This window comes from Streptomyces sp. DG1A-41 (assembly GCF_037055355.1).
Lineage (GTDB): Bacteria > Actinomycetota > Actinomycetes > Streptomycetales > Streptomycetaceae > Streptomyces.
The window spans coordinates 1932321-1953166 of sequence record NZ_CP146350.1 but is presented as its reverse complement, the minus strand read 5'-3'; the positions used below and the strand labels follow the sequence as shown (position 1 = coordinate 1953166).

Genomic DNA, 20846 nt, shown 5'->3' with positions numbered 1-20846 from the left:
GAGAGCCGCACCATGAACCCACAGAGCTGGCATGGGCATGCCACAGTAAGAGCCGCAGCGCTCGTCGGATGCACCGCCCTGGTGCTGTCCCTGACCGCCGGCACCACCGCCCAGGCGGGCGGCCGGGATCTCGGCCGTGAAGTGCTCGCCGCGAAGGACGGCTGGGCCTCACAGGGCACGGGTACGACGGGTGGCTCGGCCGCCGACGCCGCGCACGTCTACACCGTCACCACCTGGGAGGAGTTCAGGGCCGCCCTGAAGGCCGGCGGTGGCGCCCCGAGGATCATCAAGGTCAAGGGGATGATCGACGCCGTGGCCCAGGGCTGCGAGGCCTTCGAGGCCGAGGGCTACGACTTCCAGCAGTACCTCGCCGACTACGACCCCGCCGTCTGGGGCCTCGACACCCCGGTCAGCGGGGAGCAGGAGGACCTGCGGGACGCGTCCGCGGACAACCAGGACAAGGCCATCAAGGTGAGCGTCCCCTCCAACACCACCATCGTCGGCGTCGGGGAGAACTCCGGCATCCTCGGCGGCAGCCTGCAGATCAAGGGCGTGCGCAACGTCATCCTGCGCAACCTCACCATCGAGGCCCCGATCGACTGCTTCCCGCAGTGGGACCCGACCGACGGCGACACCGGAGCCTGGAACTCCGAGTACGACGGCGTCGTCATCTACGGCTCCACCCATGTGTGGGTCGACCACAACACCCTCACCGACGGCCGCTACCCCGACAGCTCCCTGCCGAAGTACTTCGGTGAGATCTACCAGCAGCACGACGGGCTGCTCGACATCGTGCGCGGCGCCAACTACGTGACCGTGTCCTGGAACTCGTTCGAGAACCACGACAAGACCATGCTGATCGGCAACAGCGACAGCGCCGCCGCGGACGACGCCGGCAAGCTCAAGGTCACCCTGCACCACAACCGCTTCGCGGGCATCGTCGAGCGCGCGCCGCGCGTGCGGTTCGGGCAGGTCGACTCGTACAACAACCACTTCGTGGTGACCAAGGACCAGTCCTACGTCTACACCTTCGGCATCGGCATCGAGTCCCGGCTGTACGCCACGGACAACGCCTTCTCGCTGCCGAAGGGGGTCAGCGCGGCCAGGACACTGAAGAAGTGGAAGGAAGCGCCGCTGACCGCCGAGAACAACTACGTCAACGGCAGGCTCACCGACCTGATCGCCGTGCACAACGCGGAGATCCCCGAGGAGACCCTGCAGTCCGGCGCCGGCTGGAAGCCGACCCTGCGTACACAGGTCCACTCGCCGCGGGCGATCCCGTGGCTGGTCGACCACCGCGCGGGCGCCGGCCGCCTGTACTGACCTGAGCGCCCCCGGGGAACCTCCCCGGCGCCCGCTTGCCGCACCACCGGGCCGGGGCGCACCCGCCGCCCCGGCCCCGCACCCCCCACGGCGAGGAAGAACCCGACATCTCCCGAACGACCCGCACTGCGAAGGAGCACCCGCATGGCCTCGCCCCGCCGCTTCCGACTTCCCCCGTCCAGAAGAAGTTTCCTGCTGGCGACCGCCGGCGCCGGCGCCGCACTCGGCCTCGCACCGGCCCCCGCGCGAGCCGCGGCATCCCGCCCGTTCGGCCGCTACGGCTCCCCGTCCGCGCGCCTTAACGCGCGAACCCTGTACGTCGACCCGTCCGGCCGGGGCGACTTCACCTCCGTCCAGGCCGCCGTGACCGCCGTCGGAGGCAGCGGCTGGACCCTCGTCATCGCACCGGGCACCTACCGGGAGACGGTCTCCGTCGACCGCTCCCGCACGGAGATGACCTGGCTCGGCGCCGGGGACGGCCCGCGCGACGTCGTCATCGTCTACGACAACGCGGCCGGCACCCCGAAGCCGGACGGCTCGGGCACCTACGGCACCACCGGCTCGGCCACCACCACCGTCCGGGCCGACGGCTTCACCGCCCACCGGATCACCTTCGCCAACGACTTCCTGCGCGCCGACCACCCCGACATCACGGGCACCCAGGCCGTCGCCATCAAGGTGCAGGGCGACCGCTCGGCCTTCCACCACTGCCGTTTCCTCGGCCACCAGGACACCCTGTACGCCGACTCCAACTCGGCGAGCCTCTTCGCCCGCCAGTTCTTCTCGCACTGCTACGTCGAGGGCGACGTCGACTTCGTCTTCGGCCGGGCCACGGCCGTCTTCGAGCACTGCCACTTCCGCACCCTGAACCGCACCGACGCGTCCGGCGCCCCGTACGGCTTCGTCTTCGCCCCCTCCACGGAGCGCGCGAACCCGCACGGCTACCTCGTGACGCGCAGCCACGTCAGCAGCGAGGCCCCGGACGGCTACTACAAGCTGGCCCGCCCCTGGGTGCCCACCTCCAGCACCACAGTCCGCCCGATGCTCACGGTGCGCAACACCTGGCTGGGCCCGGGCATCGACGCGGTCGCGCCCTACGCCAACATGCGGGACGCCCACCCCTGGCAGGACCAGCGCTTCGCCGAGTACGGCAACACCGGCCCGGGCGCCGTCGTCACCGTCCCGGAGAACCGGCCCCAGCTCACCGACGAGCAGGCCCGGTCGGCGACCAGCGCCACCTGGCTCGGCGACTGGCGGCCACCGGAGGCGTGCTGAGATGCGCCGACGCACTCTCCTGCTCACCGGCGTCGCCGGCGGCCTGACCGCCGCCGGCTCCCGGCCCGCCTCCGCCGCGCCGCGCCACCACGTCCTGCACGTCCGCCCCGGCGGCTCGGTCCAGGCGGCCGTGGACGCCGTCGACGGGCCGGGCTGGACGGTCGTCGTGCACCCGGGGACGTACCGCGAGGTCGTGAACATCCCCGCGCACAAGGCCGGGCTGACCCTGCGCGGTGCCACCCACGACCCGCGCGACGCCGTCATCGTGTACGACAACGCAAGCGGCACGAAGAAGCCCGACGGCACCACGTACGGCACGGCGGGCTCCGCGACCTTCACCTCGGCGGCCCCCGGCCTCACCGTCCGCTGCCTCACCCTCGCCAACGACTGGCTGCGCGCCGACCACCCCGAGATCACCGGCACCCAGGCGGTCGCCGCGTACCTGACGGGGGACCGGTCGTCCTTCGAGAACGTCCGTCTCCTGGCCCACCAGGACACCCTCTTCGTCGACACCAGCGCGCTGGACGTCTTCGACCGGCAGTACTTCCGGCACTGCTACATCGAGGGAGACGTCGACTTCGTCTTCGGGCGGGCGACCGCCGTGTTCGAGCAGTGCCACTTCCGCACGCTGGACCGGGACGTGGACTTCACGCCCAAGGGCATGGTCTTCGCGCCCTCCACGGCCCGGGCGAACCCGTACGGCATCCTCGCCGTCCGCTGCCGTATCACCTCCGGCGCCGAGGACGGGGCGTACAAGCTGGCCCGGCCCTGGGTGCCGTCGTACGAGACCACGGCCTGGCCGTCGCTGGTGGTGCGGGAGACCCGGATCGGGCCGGGCATCGACGCGGTGGCCCCGTACACCAACATGCGGGAGGCGTATCCCTGGCAGACCATGCGGTTCGCCGAGTACCGGAACTCGGGACCGGGGGCGGCGATTCGCGTACCGGAGAACCGGCCGCAACTCACCCGCGCACAGGCCCGGTCGCACACCAGGGAGACGTACCTCGGCGATTGGCGGCCCTATGCGTAGGGCCGCTGTCCTCCTCCTCGGCCTCTGCCTGCTCTGGCCGGTCTCACCGGCCTCCGCCGCCGAACGCACCCCGGTCGGCTGGGCCTCGACCGGCTCCGGCACCACCGGCGGGGCGGGCGGTACGACCTGGACGGTGGACACCCGCGCCGAGCTCAAGCAGGCCCTGGCCAACGGCGGAGCGCCCACCGAGCCCAAGGTCATCCGGGTCGTCGGCGACATCTCCGGGCATGAGGCGGACGACGGTTCCCTGCTCGGCGAGCAGGACTACGCGCCCGGATACGACCTCGGCAGGTACATGTCCTGCTTCGGCGAGGACGGCGCCGGCTGGTCCGACACCCGCTACGACCACTGCAAGCAGCAGCGGCAGCTGCGCCAGACCGGGTCGAACAAGGAGAAGGCACAGATCCAGCTCACCGTGCCGAGCAACACCACCCTCGTCGGCGTGGGCCGCGACGCCCGGCTGCTCGGGGTGTTCCTGACGGTCAACACCGGCAGCAACATCATCGTGCGCAACCTGCACCTGGAGGCGCCCGTCGACCACTTCACCAGCTGGTCCCCGGACGACGGCACACGCGGCAGCTGGAACGCCCGTTTCGACGCGCTGACCGTGATCACCGGCAAGAACATCTGGATCGACCACTGCACCTTCACCGACGGCCGTTTCCCCGACCGCGAGGCGCCCCTCGGCTTCCACGGCGAGCGCGTCCAGCGGCACGACGGGCTGCTGGACATCGAGGACGGCTCCGACTTCGTCACGGTCTCCGACAGCCGGTTCGAGGACCACGACAAGGCGATCCTGATCGGGTCGGGCGACGGACGCGGCGACCGGGACCGCGGGCACCTCAAGGTGACCTTCGTCCGCAACCTGTTCAACGGCATCGTGCAGCGCGCCCCGCGTGTGCGCTTCGGGCAGGTGCACGTCGTCAACAACGTCCACCGGGGGCAGGCGCCGCTCTACGCCCTGGGCGTCGGCGTGGAGTCCGCGATCTTCTCCGAGCGCAACGTCTTCCGGTATCCCGGGGGAGGGCCGTCGCTCGCCGTCGCGGACTACGGGGGCGAGCGGTTCCGCGACACCGGCTCCTGGTTCAACGGCCGGCCCGCCCGGCTGAACGCCGTGGCCGTCGGTCTCGGCCTCGGGACCGACGTCGGCTGGGATCCCGCCGATGTCTACGACTACCACGCCCTGACGTCCCCGTCGGCGGTCGAGAGTCACGTGCTGCGGCACGCCGGAACCGGGAGGTCGTATGGGCACTCATGAGCCGCTGGGCCGACGGACGTTCGTGGTCGGGGCGAGCGCGGCCCTGCTGGCCGGGGCAGCGGTGAGCGGGGCGGAGGCGGCGGTCGTGGACGGCCCGCTGCCCGACTTCCACCCGGCACTGAAGGACGCCCTGACCTTTCCGCTCGCCTGGGGGAGATCCCCGATCCGCGACTTCCGCGCCTGGCGGCGTGCCGCCCGGGCCACGGTCGAGGAGCACCTGCTCGTCGAACGGCAGGACGGGACGCCGTTCGCCCCGGAGATCGGTGGGCGTTCCCAAGGGGACGGATACACAAGGGAGTCGGTCACCGTCTCCCTCACCCGCTACGAACGGGTGCGCGGCGTCCTGCTCACCCCGCACGGCGAGGGCCCCTTCCCCGCCGTGCTGCTCCTGCACGACCACGGCGCCAGGTTCGACATCGGCAAGGAGAAACTCGTCCGGCCCTGGTACGACGACACGCGTCTAGCCTCCGCCCGGTCCTGGGCGGACAAGTACTTCAGCGGGCGGTTCGTCGGCGACGAACTGGCGCGGCGCGGCTATGTGGTGCTGTGCCTGGACGCGCTCGGCTGGGGCGACCGCGGCCCGCTCGCCTACGAGCAGCAGCAGGCCCTCGCCGCCAACTTCTACAACCTCGGCTCCTCGCTCGCCGGGCTCATGGCCCGGGAGGACCAGCGGGCCGCAGCCTTCCTGGCCGGACTCGACCGGGTGGACGCCCGGCGGGTCGCGGCCGTCGGCTTCTCCATGGGCGCCTACCGCGCGTGGCAGACGGCCGCCCTCAGCGACCACGTCGCGGCCGCCGCGAGCGTGTGCTGGATGACCGGCCTGAAGGAGATGATGGTGCCCGGCAACAACACGCTGCGCGGGCAGTCGGCGTACTACATGCTCCACCCGGGGCTCGCCCGGCACCTCGACATCCCCGACGTGGCGAGCATCGCCGCGCCCCGGCCCGTGCTGTTCCTCAACGGCGGGCTCGACACGCTGTTCCCGGCCGAGGGGGTACGGGTCGCGTACGACAAGCTGCGTGCCGTCTGGCGGTCGCGCCACGCCGAGGAGCGGATACGGGTGAAGACGTGGCCGGAGCTCGGCCACGTCTTCACCCGCGAGATGCAGGACGAGGTCTTCAGCTGGCTCGACGACGTCCTGTGAGGCTCATCGCCGTACCGGCTCGATGCCCTCCAGCGTCGGCAGTACCGGCTTGATGCTGCCGTCGGCCGCGAACTCCATGCGGTCGATGGTGGTCTCCCGGTGCATGCCGTCGCCGCCGGGCCTGCCGGGGCCGTTGAGGGCGAATCGGTGGTAGACCATGTACCAGTCGTCGGTGCCGGGGGTGTTCACCACCGAGTGGTGACCGGTGCCGAGGATGCCGTACTCGGGCCGCTTCTGAAGGATGGTCCCGCGCTTGGTCCACGGGCCGAGCGGGGACGGGCCCGTCGCGTACGCCACGTGGTAGTTCTCGCTGCGGGTGTCGTCCTCCGACCACATGAAGTAGTACGTGCCCTTCCGCTTGATCACGAAGGAGCCCTCGCGGAAGTTGTCCGGGGTGATGTCCCGCACCTCCGACGCGTCGAAGGACACCATGTCGTCGTTCAGCGGGACGACGTACCCGCGTCCGTTGCCCCAGTACAGGTACGCCTGGCCGTCGTCGTCCGTGAAGACCGACGGGTCGATCATCTGGCCCTTGAGCGCACCGCCCTTGGCGACCAGCGGCTTGCCGAGCGCGTCCTTGAAGGGGCCGGCGGGGGAGTCGGCCACCGCCACGCCGATCTGCTGTTCGGCGCAGAAGTAGAAGTAGTACTTGCCGTTCCGCTCGGCGATCGCGGGCGCCCAGGCGTACTTGTCGGCCCAGGTCACGTCAGGACCGAGGTCGAGGATGACGCCATGGTCCTTCCAGTGGACCAGGTCCTTCGACGAGTACGCCTTGAACTTGGTGCCGCTCCAGCCCTGGAAGCCGTCGGTCGTCGGGTAGATCCAGTATCTGCCGTTGAGGTAGTGGACGTCCGGGTCGGCGTTCAGGCCGGGCAGCAGGGGGCTGCGGGTGCGGACCGCCTCGACCGTCCAGGTGCGCTTGGTGCCGTCGGCCGCCGTCACGGTGTACTTCTGCGGTGTGCGGAAGTCGCGCCGGGTGCCGGACTTCGGGCTCAGCGTCGCGCCCTTGCCCACCCACAGCTTCGGGGCGAGGCCGCGCAGCTCGGCGTCCGGCTCCATCGGCAGCACGACCTTCGAGGCGCTGTCCGTGACGATGGAGTAGCCCTTCTGGTGCTTCGCCGTCGCGTCCACGACCGAGGTGGGCGTCGACGGGTACGCCGCCAGCAGCCGGTCGTACTCCGCCTGCGTCACCGGGAGCACCGTGCCGTGCCGCGGGCTCGCGGGCAGTTGGTAGTTGGTGGACGGGGTCCACTTGCCGGAGGCGAGGTCGGTGGTCTCGAACGGGACGTAACCGCGGCCGCCGTACTCGTCGATGAACAGGTACCACTTCTTCTCGGTGTTCGACTTGAACACCGTCGGGCCCTCACCGCGGTCCATCGCGCCCTTGCCGATGCAGTCGGCCACGAAGTCGTACTTCGTCGAGGTCAGGGACGTCGCCTTCTCACCGGTGATGAACTTGGAGCAGGGGCTGGAGGAGCTGGGGTCCCGCTCGTCCTTGGTGTAGCGGTAGTACTCGTCCTTGTACTTCACGACCGTGGAGTCGATCACCGAGTAGCCGGGGTCGTTCCAGATCTTCGGCTCGCTGAAGGTCCGGAAGTCCTTGGTCGTCGCGTACATCATCTTGTTGTACGTGTTGCCCTTGTGCTCCGGGTCGTCGTCGGCGTACAGCTTCGACGCCCAGAAGACGACGTACTCACCGAGCTCGTCGTCCCAGTAGGCCTCCGGGGCCCAGGTGTTGCCGGCGTTGTCCGGGGAGACCTTCACCAGGCGCTGGTCGGTCCAGTTGACCAGGTCGGTGGACTCCCAGACCATGATCGACTTGCTGCCGTGCCGCTGGACCTGGTCCCAGCTGCCGCTGGAGTTCTTGTACATCCGCAGGTCGGTGGCGATCAGATAGAACTTGTCGCCCTTGGGGGAGCGGATCACGAACGGGTCGCGCAGGCCCTTCTCGCCGATCGTCGACGTCAGGACCGGCTTGCCGGCGTTCAGCTCACGCCAGTGCAGCGCGTCGTTGCCCCGGCTGAGGGCGTAACGGATCTGCTCGCCGTCGGCGGTGCCCTCGCCCGTGAAGTAGGCGAAGAGATAGCCGGCGTACTTGGATTGCTTCACGGGTGGTGCTCCGGATTCCGCGGTGCTGGGTGGCGCCGTGAGAAGGGTCAGGAGGAGGCCGGTCAGTGCCAGGAACGGCAGCAGGAGCGTGCGGGGGCGCATGACACTTCCTGTCGGAGTCTGGGGGATTCTGTTGGATAGCGGCTCTCGGAGTTTCACCGGACGGGGACAGGGCGTCAACGGGTGTGCATGAGGCCGGTGGTTCCGAAACTTTCGGAGCCTCGGGCACACCTGTGTACGCGACGACGGCAACCCTTTGCGGCACGGCGGCGACTGCTGGTCGGAAACGGGACGGAGCGGGCCCCTCCGAACCGTTTCCGTCCCCATTCCCCAGGAAAGGAACGCTCCGTGCCGCTCAGCGCAGGACGCCATCGCAGGACCCGTACGCTCACCATCGCCGCCGCGGTGGCCTGCGCCTCGGGGGCGGGCGGCGTCTATCTCGGGCTCTCGGGCGGCGGCGCGCAGGCCGCCTCGTCGACCGTCACCGTCTCCACCGCGGCCCAGCTCGAAGCGGCCGTGAAGAACGCCACCGCGGGTACCACCATCCAGGTCCGCGGCGGCACCTACTATCCGGCCGCGACCCTCAAGTCCACGGCGAACGGAACGAGTTCGGCCCGTATCACCCTGCGGGCGTACGGCAGCGAGAAGGTCCGCATCGACGGCTCCAAGCTGCCCGCCGGCTCCTGGCTGGCCGCCATCCACGGCGACAACTGGACCGTCGAGAACCTCGCCTTCGTCAACTCACCGGCCCAGGGCTTCGTCGCCACATCCTCCGCCGGCGGCGTCTTCAAGAACCTCGTCACCGCGGACAACGGCGACTCCGGCTTCACCCTGCGCGGCGACGGCACCACCGGCAACCTCGTGCAGAACCTGGACAGCCACGGCAACTACGACCCGGCCGGCCACGGCCAGAACGCCGACGGCATCGCCGTCAAGTTCGGCTCCGGGACGGGCAACAGGATCACCGGCGCCCGGCTGTTCAACAACTCCGACGACGGCCTCGACCTCTGGCAGTTCTCCTCGCCGGTCACCATCGAGCACTCCTGGGCCTTCGGCAACGGCGAGAACCGCTGGCACGACCCGGCCTTCGAGGGCAACGGCAACGGCTTCAAACTGGGCGGCGGGGGAGCGTCGGTCGCCCATGTCGTCAACAACAACGCAGCCTGGGACAACACGCTGCACGGCTTCACCGAGAACTCCAACACCGGCGCCATCGCCGTGAACCGCAACACCACGTACGCCAACGCCCACAACGGCTTCTACTTCGCCACCGGCAAGGCCCGCCTCGGCAAGAACCTCGCCGTGCGCGACAAGGGCGGCCCTGCCAAGCCGGCCTCGTCGACGGTCTCCGCCGGCAACAACTGGGACAGCGGCGTCCCCACCCCGTCCTTCAGGTCGACGGACGCGACCAGCGCGTACGGAGCCCGCCGGGCGGACGGCTCCCTCCCCGCGACGACGTTCCTGACGACCGGCTCGACGACCATCGGCGCCACGATGGACTAGTTCGCCGCACAGGGCGACGCCCCCGCCGGTGCGAACCGACGGGGGCGTCCTGCCGTCTGGCCGAGGGGGCTCGGCCAGGGCTGCTCGACCGTCCGGAGGGGGGCTCCGGAGGGTCGGGGGTGCCGGGGAGTCCGACTGGGGGCCCGGACATCCGGCATCCGGCCGGCCCGAGGGGGATTCGGGCCGGCCGGAGCTCACACGTGCTGCGGCATCACTGGTAGCTGATGTCCGAGGCCTTGAACTTGCAGGTCTTGCCGTCCGGGCCGGGCGGGGTCAGCTCCTTGGGCTCCTTGCCCGTGTTGTTGCCCTCGAAGCGCACACACGTCTTGATCTTCTTCTTGCTGTCGCCGTGGATGCGGATCTTCGACAGCGTGGCCGTGTCGCCGTAGTTGGCGTTCACGCCGACGATCGAGTTCATGGGCGCCGTGACGTCGATGTCGTCCAGCACGATCGTGCGCTTGTACTGCGTCTTGCAGTTGCCGCAGGAGCGCACCAGCTTCCCGGCGTTCTGCACCTGGAAGCCCGACACGTTAAGCGTGCCGGCGCCGTTGAACTGGAGCACCTTGTCGTCGGCGTTCTTCGCGCCGCCGCCGATCACCTTGTACACGGCCGACGACGACTTGCCCTTGAAGCTGGCCGCGTCCTCGCCGACGTCCGTCCACCACACGTTCTGGAGCGTGCAACTGCCCTTGCAGTGCACGCCGTCCGCGGCCGGGGTGCCGATGATGACGTTCTTCAGGACCGCGCCGTCGGCCAGCTCGAAGAGCGGGTCCTGGCCCTCGTCCTGGCTGTCGCCGCCGAGCGCGCCGGAGCCGTAGAACATCTTCATCCCGCCGTCGCGGACACCGGAGACCGGGATGGTCTTCGACACGGGCGTCTTGCCCTTGTCCGTGGGCCAGGAGGACGCGGCGCCCGCCGTCGACAGCATCGACGTCGTGATGATCGCCGCTCCCGTGATGCCGAACGCCGACACCCCGGCGATCACCGCCCGCCGCTTGGTGACCCGGCGACGGTGGCGGACGCGCTGTTCTGCTGGTGCAGTCATGTACCGATTCCTCAATGGGGGGTGACTCTTGCGCCTGGTGGTCGCCACCGGTGAGGAAAGGGTTGCCGCGTCTTCAGGAATTTTTCACGAGTCGTCTTCGGCGTCGCCCACGGCCGCGAAACCGCCGCCCACGGACAGCCGCTCCGCACCGGCGGCGGCCGTCACCGCATAGCGGTCGGCGCCGGCGTCACGGCCGCCGCGCTCGTGGTCGAACTGGCCCGCGAACACCCACTCGCCCGCCGGGACCTTACGGCCCTCCTTCAGGGTCCAGGTGTAGACGAGGAAGCCGTCCCGCTCGCCGACCGTGAGCGTGAAGTCCTGCTCGGGCAGCGACCGCCAGGCGCCCGCGTCGGAGACCCCGCCGGTCTGGGCGACGCTCAACCGCACGGTCAGCGCGGTCAGTTCCTCACGCGTCTTGATCGTGATGTTGCTCTGCGCCCAGAAGTCGTTGCTGTGCGGGTCGACCGAGCCGTCCGACCACAGCGGCCCGTCCTCGGTGGCGGCGGGCGACCGCCCGGTGACGGAGGTGCTCGGCGTCCGCGAGGGCGGCGGAGCGTCGGACTCGCGGCGCTCCGGCGGGTCGGACGGTGTGGGATCCACCGGCGGCACGGGGGCCCGGCTCGTCGCCTCCGGCGACGGCGTGGGCGTGGGCGACGCCGCCACGCCCTGCGGCTGCGGGGCGTTCTCCTTCACCGCGGACGCGACCGCGTAACCACCCACGGCCAGCACGCCCGCCACCGCGGCCGTCGCACCGGCCACCCGCATCCACCCGAACACCGGCGGACGCGTCGCCCGGTGGCCTGAGCCGGCCGGACCACCGGCCATACCGCGTTCGACCCGGGCCAGGATGCGCTCCCGGTCGGGCTCGTGCGTCCCGGCCGCCTCGTGCAGCCGGGCGCGCAGCTCCTCGTGCACGTCCCGCCGCATGGTCATCGGTCCCTTCCTCCGCCCTCACCGGTGCGCGCCCGCAAGCTTTCCACGACCGGCGAGCAACGGGGAGCGCCCACCGCCGCGTGCATCCGCTGCGGTACTCCCTGTGTGCCCAGCAACCGCTGGAGTTCGGCCATTCCCTTGGAGGTCTGGCTCTTCACCGTACCCACCGAGACGCCGAGAGCGAGCGCGGTGTCCTTCTCCGAGAGGTCGAACGCGTGTCGCAGCACCACACAGGCCCGCTTGCGGAACGGCAGCCTGCGCAACGCCTCCTGGACGTCGACCACGCCCGCGACGTCCGGGTTCTCGGTGTTCTCCTCGCGCTGCGACCAGAACAGGGCGATGCGCCGCCGCTCACGCACGGCGCTGCGGATCCGGCTGCGGGCCAGGTTGGCGACCACACCGCGCGCGTACGCCGCCGGATGGTCGGCCGCGCGCACCCGGTCCCAGCGGTGCCACAGCGCCAGTAACGCGTCCGCCGCCAGATCGTCGGCGGTGTCCGACTCGCCCGTCAACAGGTAGGCCAGGCGGGACAGTTCGGCGTAGTGACGCTCGAAGAAGGCGTGGAACTCCACGGAGGCGGCGTCGTCGACGACTGTGCCCACGGGCGACCTCTCCTCGCAGCGGCTTCGGGCACTCCCGGCCGGGGTGCCTGTGAGTGTCATGTAGATGACATGTGATCATCCGGGGGAGGTCCGGACGAGATCGGGAAGCGTAGCAGCGTTCTCAGGATGGTTCGTACGGAGCTTCGAACGGCGTATGGCAGGCCGCACTCTGATTCCGTAACACGAAGAAAACCTGAACGTGGTTCAACACGGGAACAATCCAGCCAGCATCCGCACACCGATCACCCGGCACCGAGGAGCACCAGCCATGTCCGAATCACAGAAGGTGGCCGACCGGCCCGACGCCGCACCACCCGCGGTGAACAGCGTCGACCGGTTCTTCAAGATCTCCGCGCGGGGGTCCACCTTCGGCCGTGAGATACGCGGCGGCTTCGCCACGTTCTTCACGATGGCCTACATCCTTGTCCTGAATCCCATCATCCTGGGCAGCGCGAAGGACAAGTTCGGGCACCAGCTGGACGGCGTCCAGCTCACCACCGCCACCGCCCTGGTGGCCGCGGTCATGACGATCATCATGGGCGTGGGCGGCAACCTGCCCCTCGCGCTCGCCGCCGGACTCGGCCTGAACGCCGTGGTCGCCTTCCAGATCGCCCCGCTCATGAGCTGGGACGACGCGATGGGCCTGATCGTCCTCGAAGGCCTGCTGATCTGCGTGCTGGTGGTGACCGGTCTGCGCGAGGCCGTCATGCACGCCATACCCCAGCCGCTCAAGCAGGCGATCAGCGTCGGCATCGGCCTGTTCATCGCCTTCATCGGTTTCGTCGACGCCGGGTTCGTCAGCCGCATCCCGGACGCCGCGAACACCACCGTGCCGGTTCAGCTGGGCGGCACGGGCACGCTCACCGGGTGGCCGATTCTCGTCTTCTGCCTCGGCGTTCTGCTGACGATCGGCCTGCTCGCCCGCAAGGTCAAGGGCGCCATCCTGATCAGCATCGTCACCATGACCGCGCTCGCGATAGTGATCAACTCCATAGCCGACATCAAGACCTGGGGCCTGACCACACCGTCCTGGCCCGACCAGCTCGTCGACACCCCCGACTTCGGACTCATCGGCGACTTCGACCTGTTCGGGGCCTTCAGCGCCCCCGGCGTCGGCGTCATCACCGTCGTCCTGCTGGTCTTCACCCTGATCCTGTCCGACTTCTTCGACACCATGGGCACGGTCGTCGGCATCAGCGCCGAGGCGGGCCTGCTCGACGAGGAGGGCAAGGTCCCGAACCTCGGCCGGGTGCTGCTCATCGACGGTGCCGCGGCGGTCGCGGGCGGCGCGGCCTCGGCCTCCTCGGCGACCTCCTACATCGAGTCCGCGGCCGGCGTCGGCGAGGGCTCGCGCACCGGCTTCTCCAACCTCGTCACCGGCGGCCTGTTCGCCCTCGCGCTGTTCCTGACCCCGCTGCTCACCATCGTCCCGCTCCAGGCGGCCGCCCCCGCCCTGGTCGCCGTCGGCTTCCTGATGATGACCCAGGTCAAGCACATCGACTGGGACCGGTACGACATCGCCATCCCGGCGTTCCTCACCATCGCCGTGATGCCCTTCACCTACTCCATCACCAACGGCATCGGCGCCGGATTCCTCGCCTACGTCGTCATCAAGACCGTGCTCGGCAGGGCCAAGGAGGTCCACTGGCTGCTGTGGGGGACCTCGGCGCTGTTCCTCGTGTACTTCGCGATCGACCCGATCGAGCAGTTCCTGGGAGCGAGGTAACGGTGATGGGCCGCCCCCGGGGGAAGGGGGCGGCCCATCTGTACAGACGCCTTCCGGGCGACGGAGGTTCAGTCCTTCAGCGCCGCTTCCATCATCGCCTTGGCGACCGGCGCCGCCAGGCCGTTGCCGCTGACCTCCGAGCGGGCCGCGTCCGACTGCTCGACGACGACCGCCACGGCGACCTCCTTGCCCGACGAGTCGGACTTCCCGTACGAGGTGAACCAGGCGTACGGCACCTGGCTGTTGTTCTCGCCGTGCTGGGCCGTACCCGTCTTGCCGCCCACGGTCGCGCCCGGGATCTGGGCGTTCGTGCCGGTGCCCTGCTCCACGACCGTCCGCATCGCCGACTCCAACTGCTCGGCGGTCGAGGAGCTGACGATCTCCTTCGAGCCCGCGTCGTCGTTGTAGTCCTGCAACACATCACCACCGCTGTTGGTGATCTGCGAGACCATATGCGGCGAAACCAGCTTGCCACCGTTGGCTATGGCCGCCGACACCATGGCCATCTGCAGCGGCGTCGCGGTGACGTCGAACTGACCGATGCCCGTCAGGGCCGTCTCCGAGGGGTACATGTCCGACGGGTACACGCTCGTGTAGGCCCGGACCGGCACGTCCTGCTTGTCGTCGTTGAAGCCGAACTTCTCGGCCATCGCCTTGACCTTGTCCTGGCCCAGGTCGACGGCCATCTTCCCGAAGACGTTGTTGCAGGAGTACCGCAACGCCACCCGGATCGAGGCGTTCGCGCACGGCGCGCTCGGGTTCTCGTTGTCCAGCACCCGGGTCGTGCCCGGAAGCGGGTACGGGTTCGGGCTGTCGGTCTTCTCGTCCACCGACGAGTACAGCCCGTCCTCCAGCGCGGCCGCCGCCACGACCAGCTTGAACGTCGACCCCGGCGGCAGCGGCTGCCGCAGCGCACGGTTGGTCAGGGGTTTGTCCGGATCCGAGGTGAGCTTCTTCCAGGCCACCCCCGCCGTGTTGGCGTCCGTCAGCGACGAGGGGTCGTACGACGGGGTCGACACGACAGCGAGGATCTTCCCCGTCTTCGGGTCGATGGCGACGGCCCCGCCCTTCTTGTCGCCGAGCGCGTCGTACGCCGCCTTCTGCACGTCCGGGTCGATCGTCGTGACCACGTTGCCCGGGTCGGCCCGCTGGTTGGTGATGGTGTCCATCACGGACTTCAGCCGGCTGTCCGTGCCGTTGAGCAGGTCGGCGTAGATGCCCTCCAGCTGGGTCGGGGCGTATGCCTGCGAGGCGTAGCCCGTCACCGCCGCGTACAACTCGCCGTCCGTGTACGTGCGCTTGTACTTGAGGTCGCTGCCCTTCGTCGGCGCCGAGCCGGTGATCGACCGGCCGGCCACGATGATGTTCCCGAGCGGCGCCGAGTACGTCTCGATCGCGTTCCGCCGGTTGTCCTTGTCGTCTGCGAGCGCCTGGCCCTCGTAGAACTGCACCCAGGTCGCCCTGACCAGCAGAGCGAACACCAGCAGCAGCGCGAAGACCGAAGCGCGCCTGATCGTCTTGTTCATCCCGAACATGAAGACGAGCCGGGTGGGGCGGATCGTTCCCACCCGTCCCGTTTTCTCATCCGGCGTTCAGGAAACCCCGCCTCGTACGCCGCGATGACCGCCTGTGTCCGGTCCCGCGTGCCCGTCTCGGCCAGCACGGCCGCCACGTGCGACTTCACCGTGGCGGGGCCGACCTCCATCCGGCGGGCGGTCCGCCGCGTTGGTGAGCCCCTCCGCCATGTGCCGCAGCACCTCCCGCTCGCACCGGGCGGCGCCGGGTGCGCGCGTTTGCGTGTTCGGTCGCGAGGGTGCGCACGGCCGCCGGGAACAGCAGGCTGTCGCTGCGCGCCACGAGCCGGACCGCCTGCACGAGCGCGTCGGCGTCCGCCCGCTTCAGCAGGAACCGGGCGGCTCCGGCGCGCAGCGCGTCGTATCTCTCCCCGGCCGGTCCGGACGATCCGGCGGCCGGTCCGGCCGTCGTGGTCCCGTCCGGCAGCCTGACCCGGTCCGCGATGCCGCGCAGGCCGTGGCCGCCGCCGGGACGGGAGGACGCGGGGCCGGTCACCGGATTCTCCACGGTGATCTCCAGCCGCCCGTCCGACACCGCGATCCGTACGTCCAGGGCGACCCGGTCGCCCGCGTGCTCGAGGGCGTTGCTCAGCCCCTCCTGCACGATCCGGTAGCCCTCGCGGGACAGCAGCGGAGGCAGGGACTCCGGGCCGGCGTCGACCGTGGCGGACACGCGGGCTCCGCCCGCCCGGGTCCGGGACAGCAGACCGTCGAGGTCGGCCGCGAGGGTCGGCGCCGGGGCCGTGCCGGGGGCGTCGCCCTCGCAACACGCCCAGCACGGCGCCGAGTTCGCCGACGGTACGGCGGGTCGTGTCCCCGATCGAGGCGAGGGACCAGCAGCACGGTGATGCCGTTGACCCTGGCCATGCCCACCCGGTTGTCGCGCAGCCCGCTCCCCTCGGGGATGCCGACGTGACTCCCGGCGATCCAGGCGGCCTCGAGCCCGAGGTACGGCACGCAGGAGAGGACGGCGACGGCGCGGAGGATGCGCCGGGGGCGGCTGAGAGGGGCGGCGGGGCGGGGAGCGGCGCGGGGAGCGATCGACTGCGTCATGCGATCAGGCCCCCGCGGGGGAGAGGGGGTGCACCTCCTGCACGACGACGATCCGCCTCCGCCGGACGGGGCAGAGACGGGGCTGTCGCTCAGCCCTCCAGGATCAGCACCGTCTCCTCGATCTCCGCACCCCGCGCGTTGGCGTACCCGCTGGCCGTCGCGACGGCACGGAAGCCGCACTTCTCCAGGACGCGCAATGAGCCCGCGTTGTCCGACGCCGCCCGGGCGTACAAGGGGCGCTCGGGCACCTCCGTGACCAGCGCCCGCAGGGCGGCCGTGGCGATGCCCTTCCCCCAGTAGGCGCGGTCGACCCAGTACGTCACCTCGCGTTCGCCCGGCACGCCGTACACCGCCGCGCTGCCGACCACGTCGCCGTCGGCCAGGACCGTGCGGACCACGTCGGCGGAGGAGCGGATCCGGGCCCAGTGGGCGTCGAAGGCGTCCCGGTCGGCCGGGTCCTTGGGAGCGAAGGCCGCCATGTGGAGAGCCTCGGGGTCGTTCATCTGCCGGAAGAAGACCGGCAGATCGCTGTCGTGGACCTGGCGCAGCTCGACGTTCATGCCTCAGAGCCTACGGGTGGCCAGTGTCAGCCGGTCCCGCGCGTCGAACAGCGCGTCCTTCACCAGCTGTTCGTGCGCCGGGGTAAGCCTCGCCACCGGCACCGAGCAGCTGATCGCGTCCCGCGCCGGCGTGCGGTACGGGATGGCCACGCCGAAGCAGCGCAGCCCGAGCGTGTTCTCCTCGCGGTCCACGGCGAAGCCCTGCTCCCGGACCTGGTGCAGCTCCTCGATGAGCTTCTCGCGGTCGGTGATCGTGTTCTCGGTCAGCGCGGGCAGCGTCTCCGGGAGCATCTTGCGGACCTGCTCGTCGGAGTACGTGCTCAGCAGGGCCTTGCCGAGGGACGTGGAGTGCGCTGGCAGGCGGCGGCCGACCCGGGTGAAGGGGCGCAGGTAGTGCTGCGACTGGCGGGTGGCGAGGTAGACGACGTTCGTGCCGTCGAGACGGGCGAGGTGGATCGTCTCCGTCGTGTCGTCCGAGAGCCGGTCCAGCGTCGGCCGGGCCGCCGCGACCACCTCGTCGCCGTCGATGTACGACGTGCCGACCAGCAGCGCCCGCACGCCGATGCCGTACCGCGTGCCCGTCGCGTCCGTCTCCACCCAGCCCAGTTCGACGAGCGTGCGGAGCAGCATGTAGAGACTGGACTTGGGGTAGCCGACGGCCTCCTGGACCGCCGCGAGGGAGTGCATACCGGGACGCCCGGCGAAGTATTCGAGCAGTTCAACCGTTCGTACCGCGGACTTGACCTGCGCCCCGCCGCCCGTCTCGCCAGCCGACATCGCCCTTGACCCCTTCGTTCGACGGGAAATAGTCTCCACAGCATATTCATCATCAGAGACAGCGTTCAGTATATCGAACGCCCCTGGTGGATGACCCAGTACTGCGGCATTACATGTGTGGAGGGACCCGCGGTGGCAGCAGCACCAGTCTGGAGTGTCGACCCCCGAACCGGGAAGCAGCGTGAACAGGTTGCGGTGGAGGCCACAGCCCAGGAGGTGGACGCCGCCGTCCGTGCCGCGCACGTGGCGCGCGGCTCGCTCGCGGACCGCGCCGTTCGCGCGGCCTTCCTGCGCAGCGCCGCCGAGGAGCTTCAGGCGGCCAAGGACGGTCTCGTCGAGACCGCCGACGCCGAGACCGCGCTCGGCCCGGTCCGGCTGACCGGCGAGCTCGCCCGCACCTGCTACCAGCTGCGGGCCTTCGCCGACATCGTCGACGAGGGCGCCTTCCTCGACGTCGTCATCAACCACCCCGACGACACCGCGACCCCGCCGATCCCGGACCTGCGCCGCTACAAGGTGCCCCTGGGCGTCGTCGCCGTCTACTCGGCGTCGAACTTCCCGTTCGCCTTCTCGGTCGCCGGCGGCGACACCGCGAGCGCCCTCGCGGCCGGCTGCCCGGTCGTCGTCAAGGCGCACCCGGACCACCCGGCCCTGTCCGAGTACGTCGCGAAGGTGCTGCGCCGCGCCGCCGCCCGGCACGACATCCCCGACGGCGTCCTCGGGCTGGTGCACGGCTTCGAGGCGGGCGTCGAGCTGATCAAGCACCCGCTGGTCTCGGCGGCCGGCTTCACCGGGTCGGTGCGCGGTGGCCGGGCCCTCTTCGACGCGGCGGCCGCCCGCCCCGTCCCGATCCCCTTCCACGGCGAGCTGGGCTCGCTGAACCCGGTCGTGGTCACCGAGGCCGCGGCCGCCGAGCGGGCCGAGGCGATCGGCGCGGGCCTCGCCGGGTCGATGACGCTGGGCGTCGGCCAGTTCTGCGTGAAGCCGGGCCTCGTCCTCGCGCCGTCCGGCGCCGCCGGTGACGCCCTGCTGAAGTCGCTGACCGACGCGGTCAGCGACACCGACGCGGGGGTCCTGCTCGACCACCGCATGCGCGACAACTTCGTCGCCGGCGTCGCCGAGCGCGCCCAGCTGCCCGACGTCGACTCCCCGGTCACGCCCGGCGCGGGCGGCGAGCACACCGTCAGCGCGGGCTTCCTCACGGTTCCGGCGAGCCGGCTGGCGGAGGAGGGGGAGCACGACCTGCTCCTGGAGGAGTGCTTCGGGCCGGTCACCGTGGTGGCCCGCTACGAGGACGAGGCCGAGGTGAAGGCCGTGTTGTCGCGGCTGCCGGGCAACCTCACGGCGACGGTGCAGCTGTCCGAGGAGGAGGCCGCCGGCCAGGGCCGGGGCGCGGAGCTTCTCCAGGAGCTGACGCCGCTGGCCGGGCGTGTGCTGGTTAACGGCTGGCCGACCGGTGTCGCGGTCGCGCCCGCCCAGCATCACGGCGGGCCGTACCCGGCGACGACGTCGACGTCCACGTCGGTGGGCGGGACGGCGATCGAGCGGTGGTTGCGGCCGGTTGTCTACCAGAACGCTCCCGAGGCGCTGCTTCCGGCCGAGCTGCGGGACGAGAACCCGTTGGGGCTGCCGCGTAGGTTCAACGGGCGGTTGGAACGATAACGCCGTAGGGGTGCGGTGGGTGTTGCGGGCGGCCGGTTCGTCGTGGCTTGTCGCGCCCACGCGGCGGAGCCGCAAATTGCCACAGTCCCGCGCCCCTTCAGGTCGGACCTGAGAGACTCGGTCAAATGGATCTCGAGATTTCCGAACTTCCGTTCCCCCTGCGCACCTATGGGCCGGAGGCCCACTGGTCCCACGAGGACGGTGTGCTGACCGGGTGGGCCGGGGCTCGGCAGGACCGGTTCGTGCCGCCCACCGACGAGGGGCTGGACCCCGCCTCCGACGCGCCGCGGCTGCTCGGGGCGCCCGAAGGGGACTTTCAGCTGATCGCCCGGGTCACGGTCGGGTTCGGTGCGGCCTTCGACGCCGGGGTGCTCTACGCCCATGTCGGCGAGCGCGCCTGGGCCAAGCTCTGCCTGGAGTACTCCCCGGACGTGCCCACCGTCTGCACGGTGGTCACCCGGGGGCACTCTGACGACGCCAACTCCTTCGCCGTCGACGGCAGTTCCGTCTGGCTCCGGGTGAGCCGCACCGGCCGCGCCTTCGCCTTCCACGCCTCCCGCGACGGCGAGCGCTGGACCTTCGTCCGCCTGTTCACCCTGGGCGACGAGAAGGAGACCGGCGCGGCCCTGATCGGCTTCATGACCCAGTCGCCGATGGGGGAGGGCTGCGTGGTGACGTACGACCACATCGAGTTCAGACCGCACTGGCCGAACGACCTGCGCGACGGCAGTTGAGGCGTGTCGGTGATCCGTACGGCCCTGCCCGCCGAGGCGGTGGACATCGCCGCGCTGCACGCGCGTGCCCGGGCGACCTACTACCCCGACGGGGTGCCGGAGGACGGCACCGACTGGCTCGCCGCCTGGGAGAGCGCCCTCGCGCGACCGGACGGGCGGGTGGTGTGCGCCGTGGAGGCGGGGCGCACCGTCGGCCTGGCCTCCTTCCGCACGCCCGAGGGCGCCCCGGCGGACACGGTGAAGCTGTTCCAGTTCCACGTCGACCCCGACCACTGGCGGCGCGGCGTCGGCACCGCCCTGCACGCGGCCTGCGTCGAGGAGTGGCAGGCCGACGGCCGGCGGGCCGCCGTCCTCGACGTGCACGTCGACAACCGGCGGGCGCAGCGGTTCTACCGGCGGCAGGGTTGGGTGCCGGAACCGGCTGAGCCGGGGGATCATCATCTGACGATGCGGTTCGCCCTGGCCGCGGAATGAACCCGGCTGCTTGAACGTTCACCGACTTGGCGGAGGGAGTCTCCGTACGCCGTACGAGCTGGAG

At 70.6% G+C, this 20846-nt stretch carries 17 protein-coding genes and 2 pseudogenes; 10 read left to right on the top strand and 9 right to left on the bottom strand.

Annotated features, from left to right (window positions below; genetic code table 11):
* Positions 1–12: 12 nt before the first annotated feature.
* From V8690_RS09175 to V8690_RS09155, 5 genes are all read left to right on the top strand, one after another.
* The gene (locus V8690_RS09175; RefSeq protein ID WP_338777199.1) at positions 13–1323 is read left to right on the top strand and encodes a pectate lyase; all 1311 of its coding nucleotides are present in this window, start codon (positions 13–15) and stop codon (positions 1321–1323) included.
* Between the two features lie 144 nt (positions 1324–1467).
* On the top strand, positions 1468–2598 hold the full coding sequence (locus V8690_RS09170) for a pectinesterase family protein (RefSeq protein WP_338777198.1): 1131 nt from the start codon (positions 1468–1470) through the stop codon (positions 2596–2598).
* 1 nt (position 2599) lies between these two features.
* Positions 2600–3628, top strand: coding sequence for a pectinesterase family protein (locus V8690_RS09165; protein WP_338777196.1), 1029 nt, complete (start codon positions 2600–2602; stop codon positions 3626–3628).
* Positions 3621–4886, top strand: a complete 1266-nt coding sequence (locus tag V8690_RS09160; RefSeq protein WP_338777195.1) for a pectate lyase — start codon at positions 3621–3623, stop codon at positions 4884–4886. Before V8690_RS09165 ends, V8690_RS09160 begins: the two co-directional genes overlap by 8 nt.
* Positions 4873–6030 (top strand): dienelactone hydrolase family protein, encoded by a 1158-nt coding sequence (locus V8690_RS09155; protein ID WP_338777192.1) that lies wholly within the window; start codon positions 4873–4875, stop codon positions 6028–6030. The genes V8690_RS09160 and V8690_RS09155 overlap by 14 nt, the downstream gene beginning before the upstream one ends.
* A 3-nt stretch (positions 6031–6033) precedes the next feature.
* Here V8690_RS09155 and V8690_RS09150 read toward each other — a convergent pair whose 3' ends face one another.
* Positions 6034–8241: a family 43 glycosylhydrolase gene (locus V8690_RS09150; protein ID WP_338777190.1), complete on the bottom strand. Its 2208-nt coding sequence runs from the start codon at positions 8239–8241 to the stop codon at positions 6034–6036.
* Between the two features lie 246 nt (positions 8242–8487).
* On the opposite strand from V8690_RS09150, the gene V8690_RS09145 reads away from it, so the two are divergent.
* Positions 8488–9642, top strand: a complete 1155-nt coding sequence (locus tag V8690_RS09145; RefSeq protein WP_338777188.1) for a right-handed parallel beta-helix repeat-containing protein — start codon at positions 8488–8490, stop codon at positions 9640–9642.
* 211 nt (positions 9643–9853) lie between these two features.
* On the opposite strand, the gene V8690_RS09140 is transcribed toward V8690_RS09145, so the two are convergent.
* The 3 genes from V8690_RS09140 to V8690_RS09130 form a co-directional block, all read right to left on the bottom strand.
* Positions 9854–10687, bottom strand: a complete 834-nt coding sequence (locus tag V8690_RS09140) for a pectate lyase (RefSeq protein WP_338777187.1) — start codon at positions 10685–10687, stop codon at positions 9854–9856.
* A gap of 84 nt (positions 10688–10771) precedes the next feature.
* The gene (locus tag V8690_RS09135; RefSeq protein WP_338777186.1) at positions 10772–11620 is read right to left on the bottom strand and encodes a hypothetical protein; all 849 of its coding nucleotides are present in this window, start codon (positions 11618–11620) and stop codon (positions 10772–10774) included.
* Positions 11617–12222, bottom strand: coding sequence for a SigE family RNA polymerase sigma factor (locus tag V8690_RS09130; RefSeq protein WP_338777185.1), 606 nt, complete (start codon positions 12220–12222; stop codon positions 11617–11619). The genes V8690_RS09135 and V8690_RS09130 overlap by 4 nt, the downstream gene beginning before the upstream one ends.
* A 268-nt stretch (positions 12223–12490) precedes the next feature.
* Here V8690_RS09130 and V8690_RS09125 point away from each other — a divergent pair, with 268 nt between their 5' ends.
* Positions 12491–13948, top strand: coding sequence for an NCS2 family permease (locus V8690_RS09125; protein WP_338777183.1), 1458 nt, complete (start codon positions 12491–12493; stop codon positions 13946–13948).
* A gap of 68 nt (positions 13949–14016) precedes the next feature.
* Here V8690_RS09125 and V8690_RS09120 read toward each other — a convergent pair whose 3' ends face one another.
* The 5 genes and pseudogenes from V8690_RS09120 to V8690_RS09100 all read right to left on the bottom strand — a co-directional run bounded on the left by V8690_RS09120 (position 14017) and on the right by V8690_RS09100 (position 17912).
* On the bottom strand, positions 14017–15474 hold the full coding sequence (locus tag V8690_RS09120) for a penicillin-binding transpeptidase domain-containing protein (RefSeq protein ID WP_338785295.1): 1458 nt from the start codon (positions 15472–15474) through the stop codon (positions 14017–14019).
* Positions 15471–15880: pseudogene (locus V8690_RS09115) on the bottom strand (response regulator transcription factor); the annotation flags it as partial. The gene V8690_RS09120 and the pseudogene V8690_RS09115, both read right to left, overlap by 4 nt.
* A gap of 30 nt (positions 15881–15910) precedes the next feature.
* Positions 15911–16355: pseudogene (locus V8690_RS09110) on the bottom strand (histidine kinase); the annotation flags it as partial.
* A gap of 309 nt (positions 16356–16664) precedes the next feature.
* Entirely contained in the window at positions 16665–17135 is a 471-nt protein-coding gene (locus V8690_RS09105) for a GNAT family N-acetyltransferase (protein ID WP_338777182.1), read from the bottom strand.
* Positions 17136–17138: 3 nt separating this feature from the next.
* On the bottom strand, positions 17139–17912 hold the full coding sequence (locus V8690_RS09100; RefSeq protein WP_010037854.1) for an IclR family transcriptional regulator: 774 nt from the start codon (positions 17910–17912) through the stop codon (positions 17139–17141).
* Positions 17913–18044: 132 nt separating this feature from the next.
* Between V8690_RS09100 and V8690_RS09095 the strand changes: the two genes are divergently transcribed.
* The 3 genes from V8690_RS09095 (at position 18045) to V8690_RS09085 (ending at position 20782) form a co-directional block, all read left to right on the top strand.
* A complete protein-coding gene (locus V8690_RS09095; protein WP_338777181.1) occupies positions 18045–19574 on the top strand; it encodes an aldehyde dehydrogenase (NADP(+)) in 1530 nt (509 codons plus the stop codon).
* Between the two features lie 125 nt (positions 19575–19699).
* Positions 19700–20308, top strand: a complete 609-nt coding sequence (locus V8690_RS09090; protein ID WP_338777179.1) for a DUF1349 domain-containing protein — start codon at positions 19700–19702, stop codon at positions 20306–20308.
* A 9-nt stretch (positions 20309–20317) separates the two neighbouring features.
* Positions 20318–20782 carry a GNAT family N-acetyltransferase gene (locus tag V8690_RS09085; RefSeq protein ID WP_338785294.1) on the top strand — a complete coding sequence of 155 codons (465 nt, stop codon included), beginning with the start codon at positions 20318–20320 and terminating at the stop codon, positions 20780–20782.
* Positions 20783–20846 lie beyond the last annotated feature (64 nt).

Excerpts from the sequence above, each read along its gene's own strand:
- V8690_RS09175 (WP_338777199.1), top strand. The coding sequence starts at position 13 with ATGAACCCACAGAGCTGGCATGGGCATGCCACAGTAAGAGCCGCAGCG.
- V8690_RS09170 (WP_338777198.1), top strand. The coding sequence starts at position 1,468 with ATGGCCTCGCCCCGCCGCTTCCGACTTCCCCCGTCCAGAAGAAGTTTC.
- V8690_RS09165 (WP_338777196.1), top strand. The coding sequence starts at position 2,600 with ATGCGCCGACGCACTCTCCTGCTCACCGGCGTCGCCGGCGGCCTGACC.
- V8690_RS09160 (WP_338777195.1), top strand. The coding sequence starts at position 3,621 with ATGCGTAGGGCCGCTGTCCTCCTCCTCGGCCTCTGCCTGCTCTGGCCG.
- V8690_RS09155 (WP_338777192.1), top strand. The coding sequence starts at position 4,873 with ATGGGCACTCATGAGCCGCTGGGCCGACGGACGTTCGTGGTCGGGGCG.
- V8690_RS09150 (WP_338777190.1), bottom strand. The coding sequence starts at position 8,241 with ATGCGCCCCCGCACGCTCCTGCTGCCGTTCCTGGCACTGACCGGCCTC.
- V8690_RS09140 (WP_338777187.1), bottom strand. The coding sequence starts at position 10,687 with ATGACTGCACCAGCAGAACAGCGCGTCCGCCACCGTCGCCGGGTCACC.
- V8690_RS09135 (WP_338777186.1), bottom strand. The coding sequence starts at position 11,620 with ATGACCATGCGGCGGGACGTGCACGAGGAGCTGCGCGCCCGGCTGCAC.
- V8690_RS09125 (WP_338777183.1), top strand. The coding sequence starts at position 12,491 with ATGTCCGAATCACAGAAGGTGGCCGACCGGCCCGACGCCGCACCACCC.
- V8690_RS09120 (WP_338785295.1), bottom strand. The coding sequence starts at position 15,474 with ATGAACAAGACGATCAGGCGCGCTTCGGTCTTCGCGCTGCTGCTGGTG.
- V8690_RS09105 (WP_338777182.1), bottom strand. The coding sequence starts at position 17,135 with ATGAACGTCGAGCTGCGCCAGGTCCACGACAGCGATCTGCCGGTCTTC.
- V8690_RS09100 (WP_010037854.1), bottom strand. The coding sequence starts at position 17,912 with ATGTCGGCTGGCGAGACGGGCGGCGGGGCGCAGGTCAAGTCCGCGGTA.
- V8690_RS09090 (WP_338777179.1), top strand. The coding sequence starts at position 19,700 with ATGGATCTCGAGATTTCCGAACTTCCGTTCCCCCTGCGCACCTATGGG.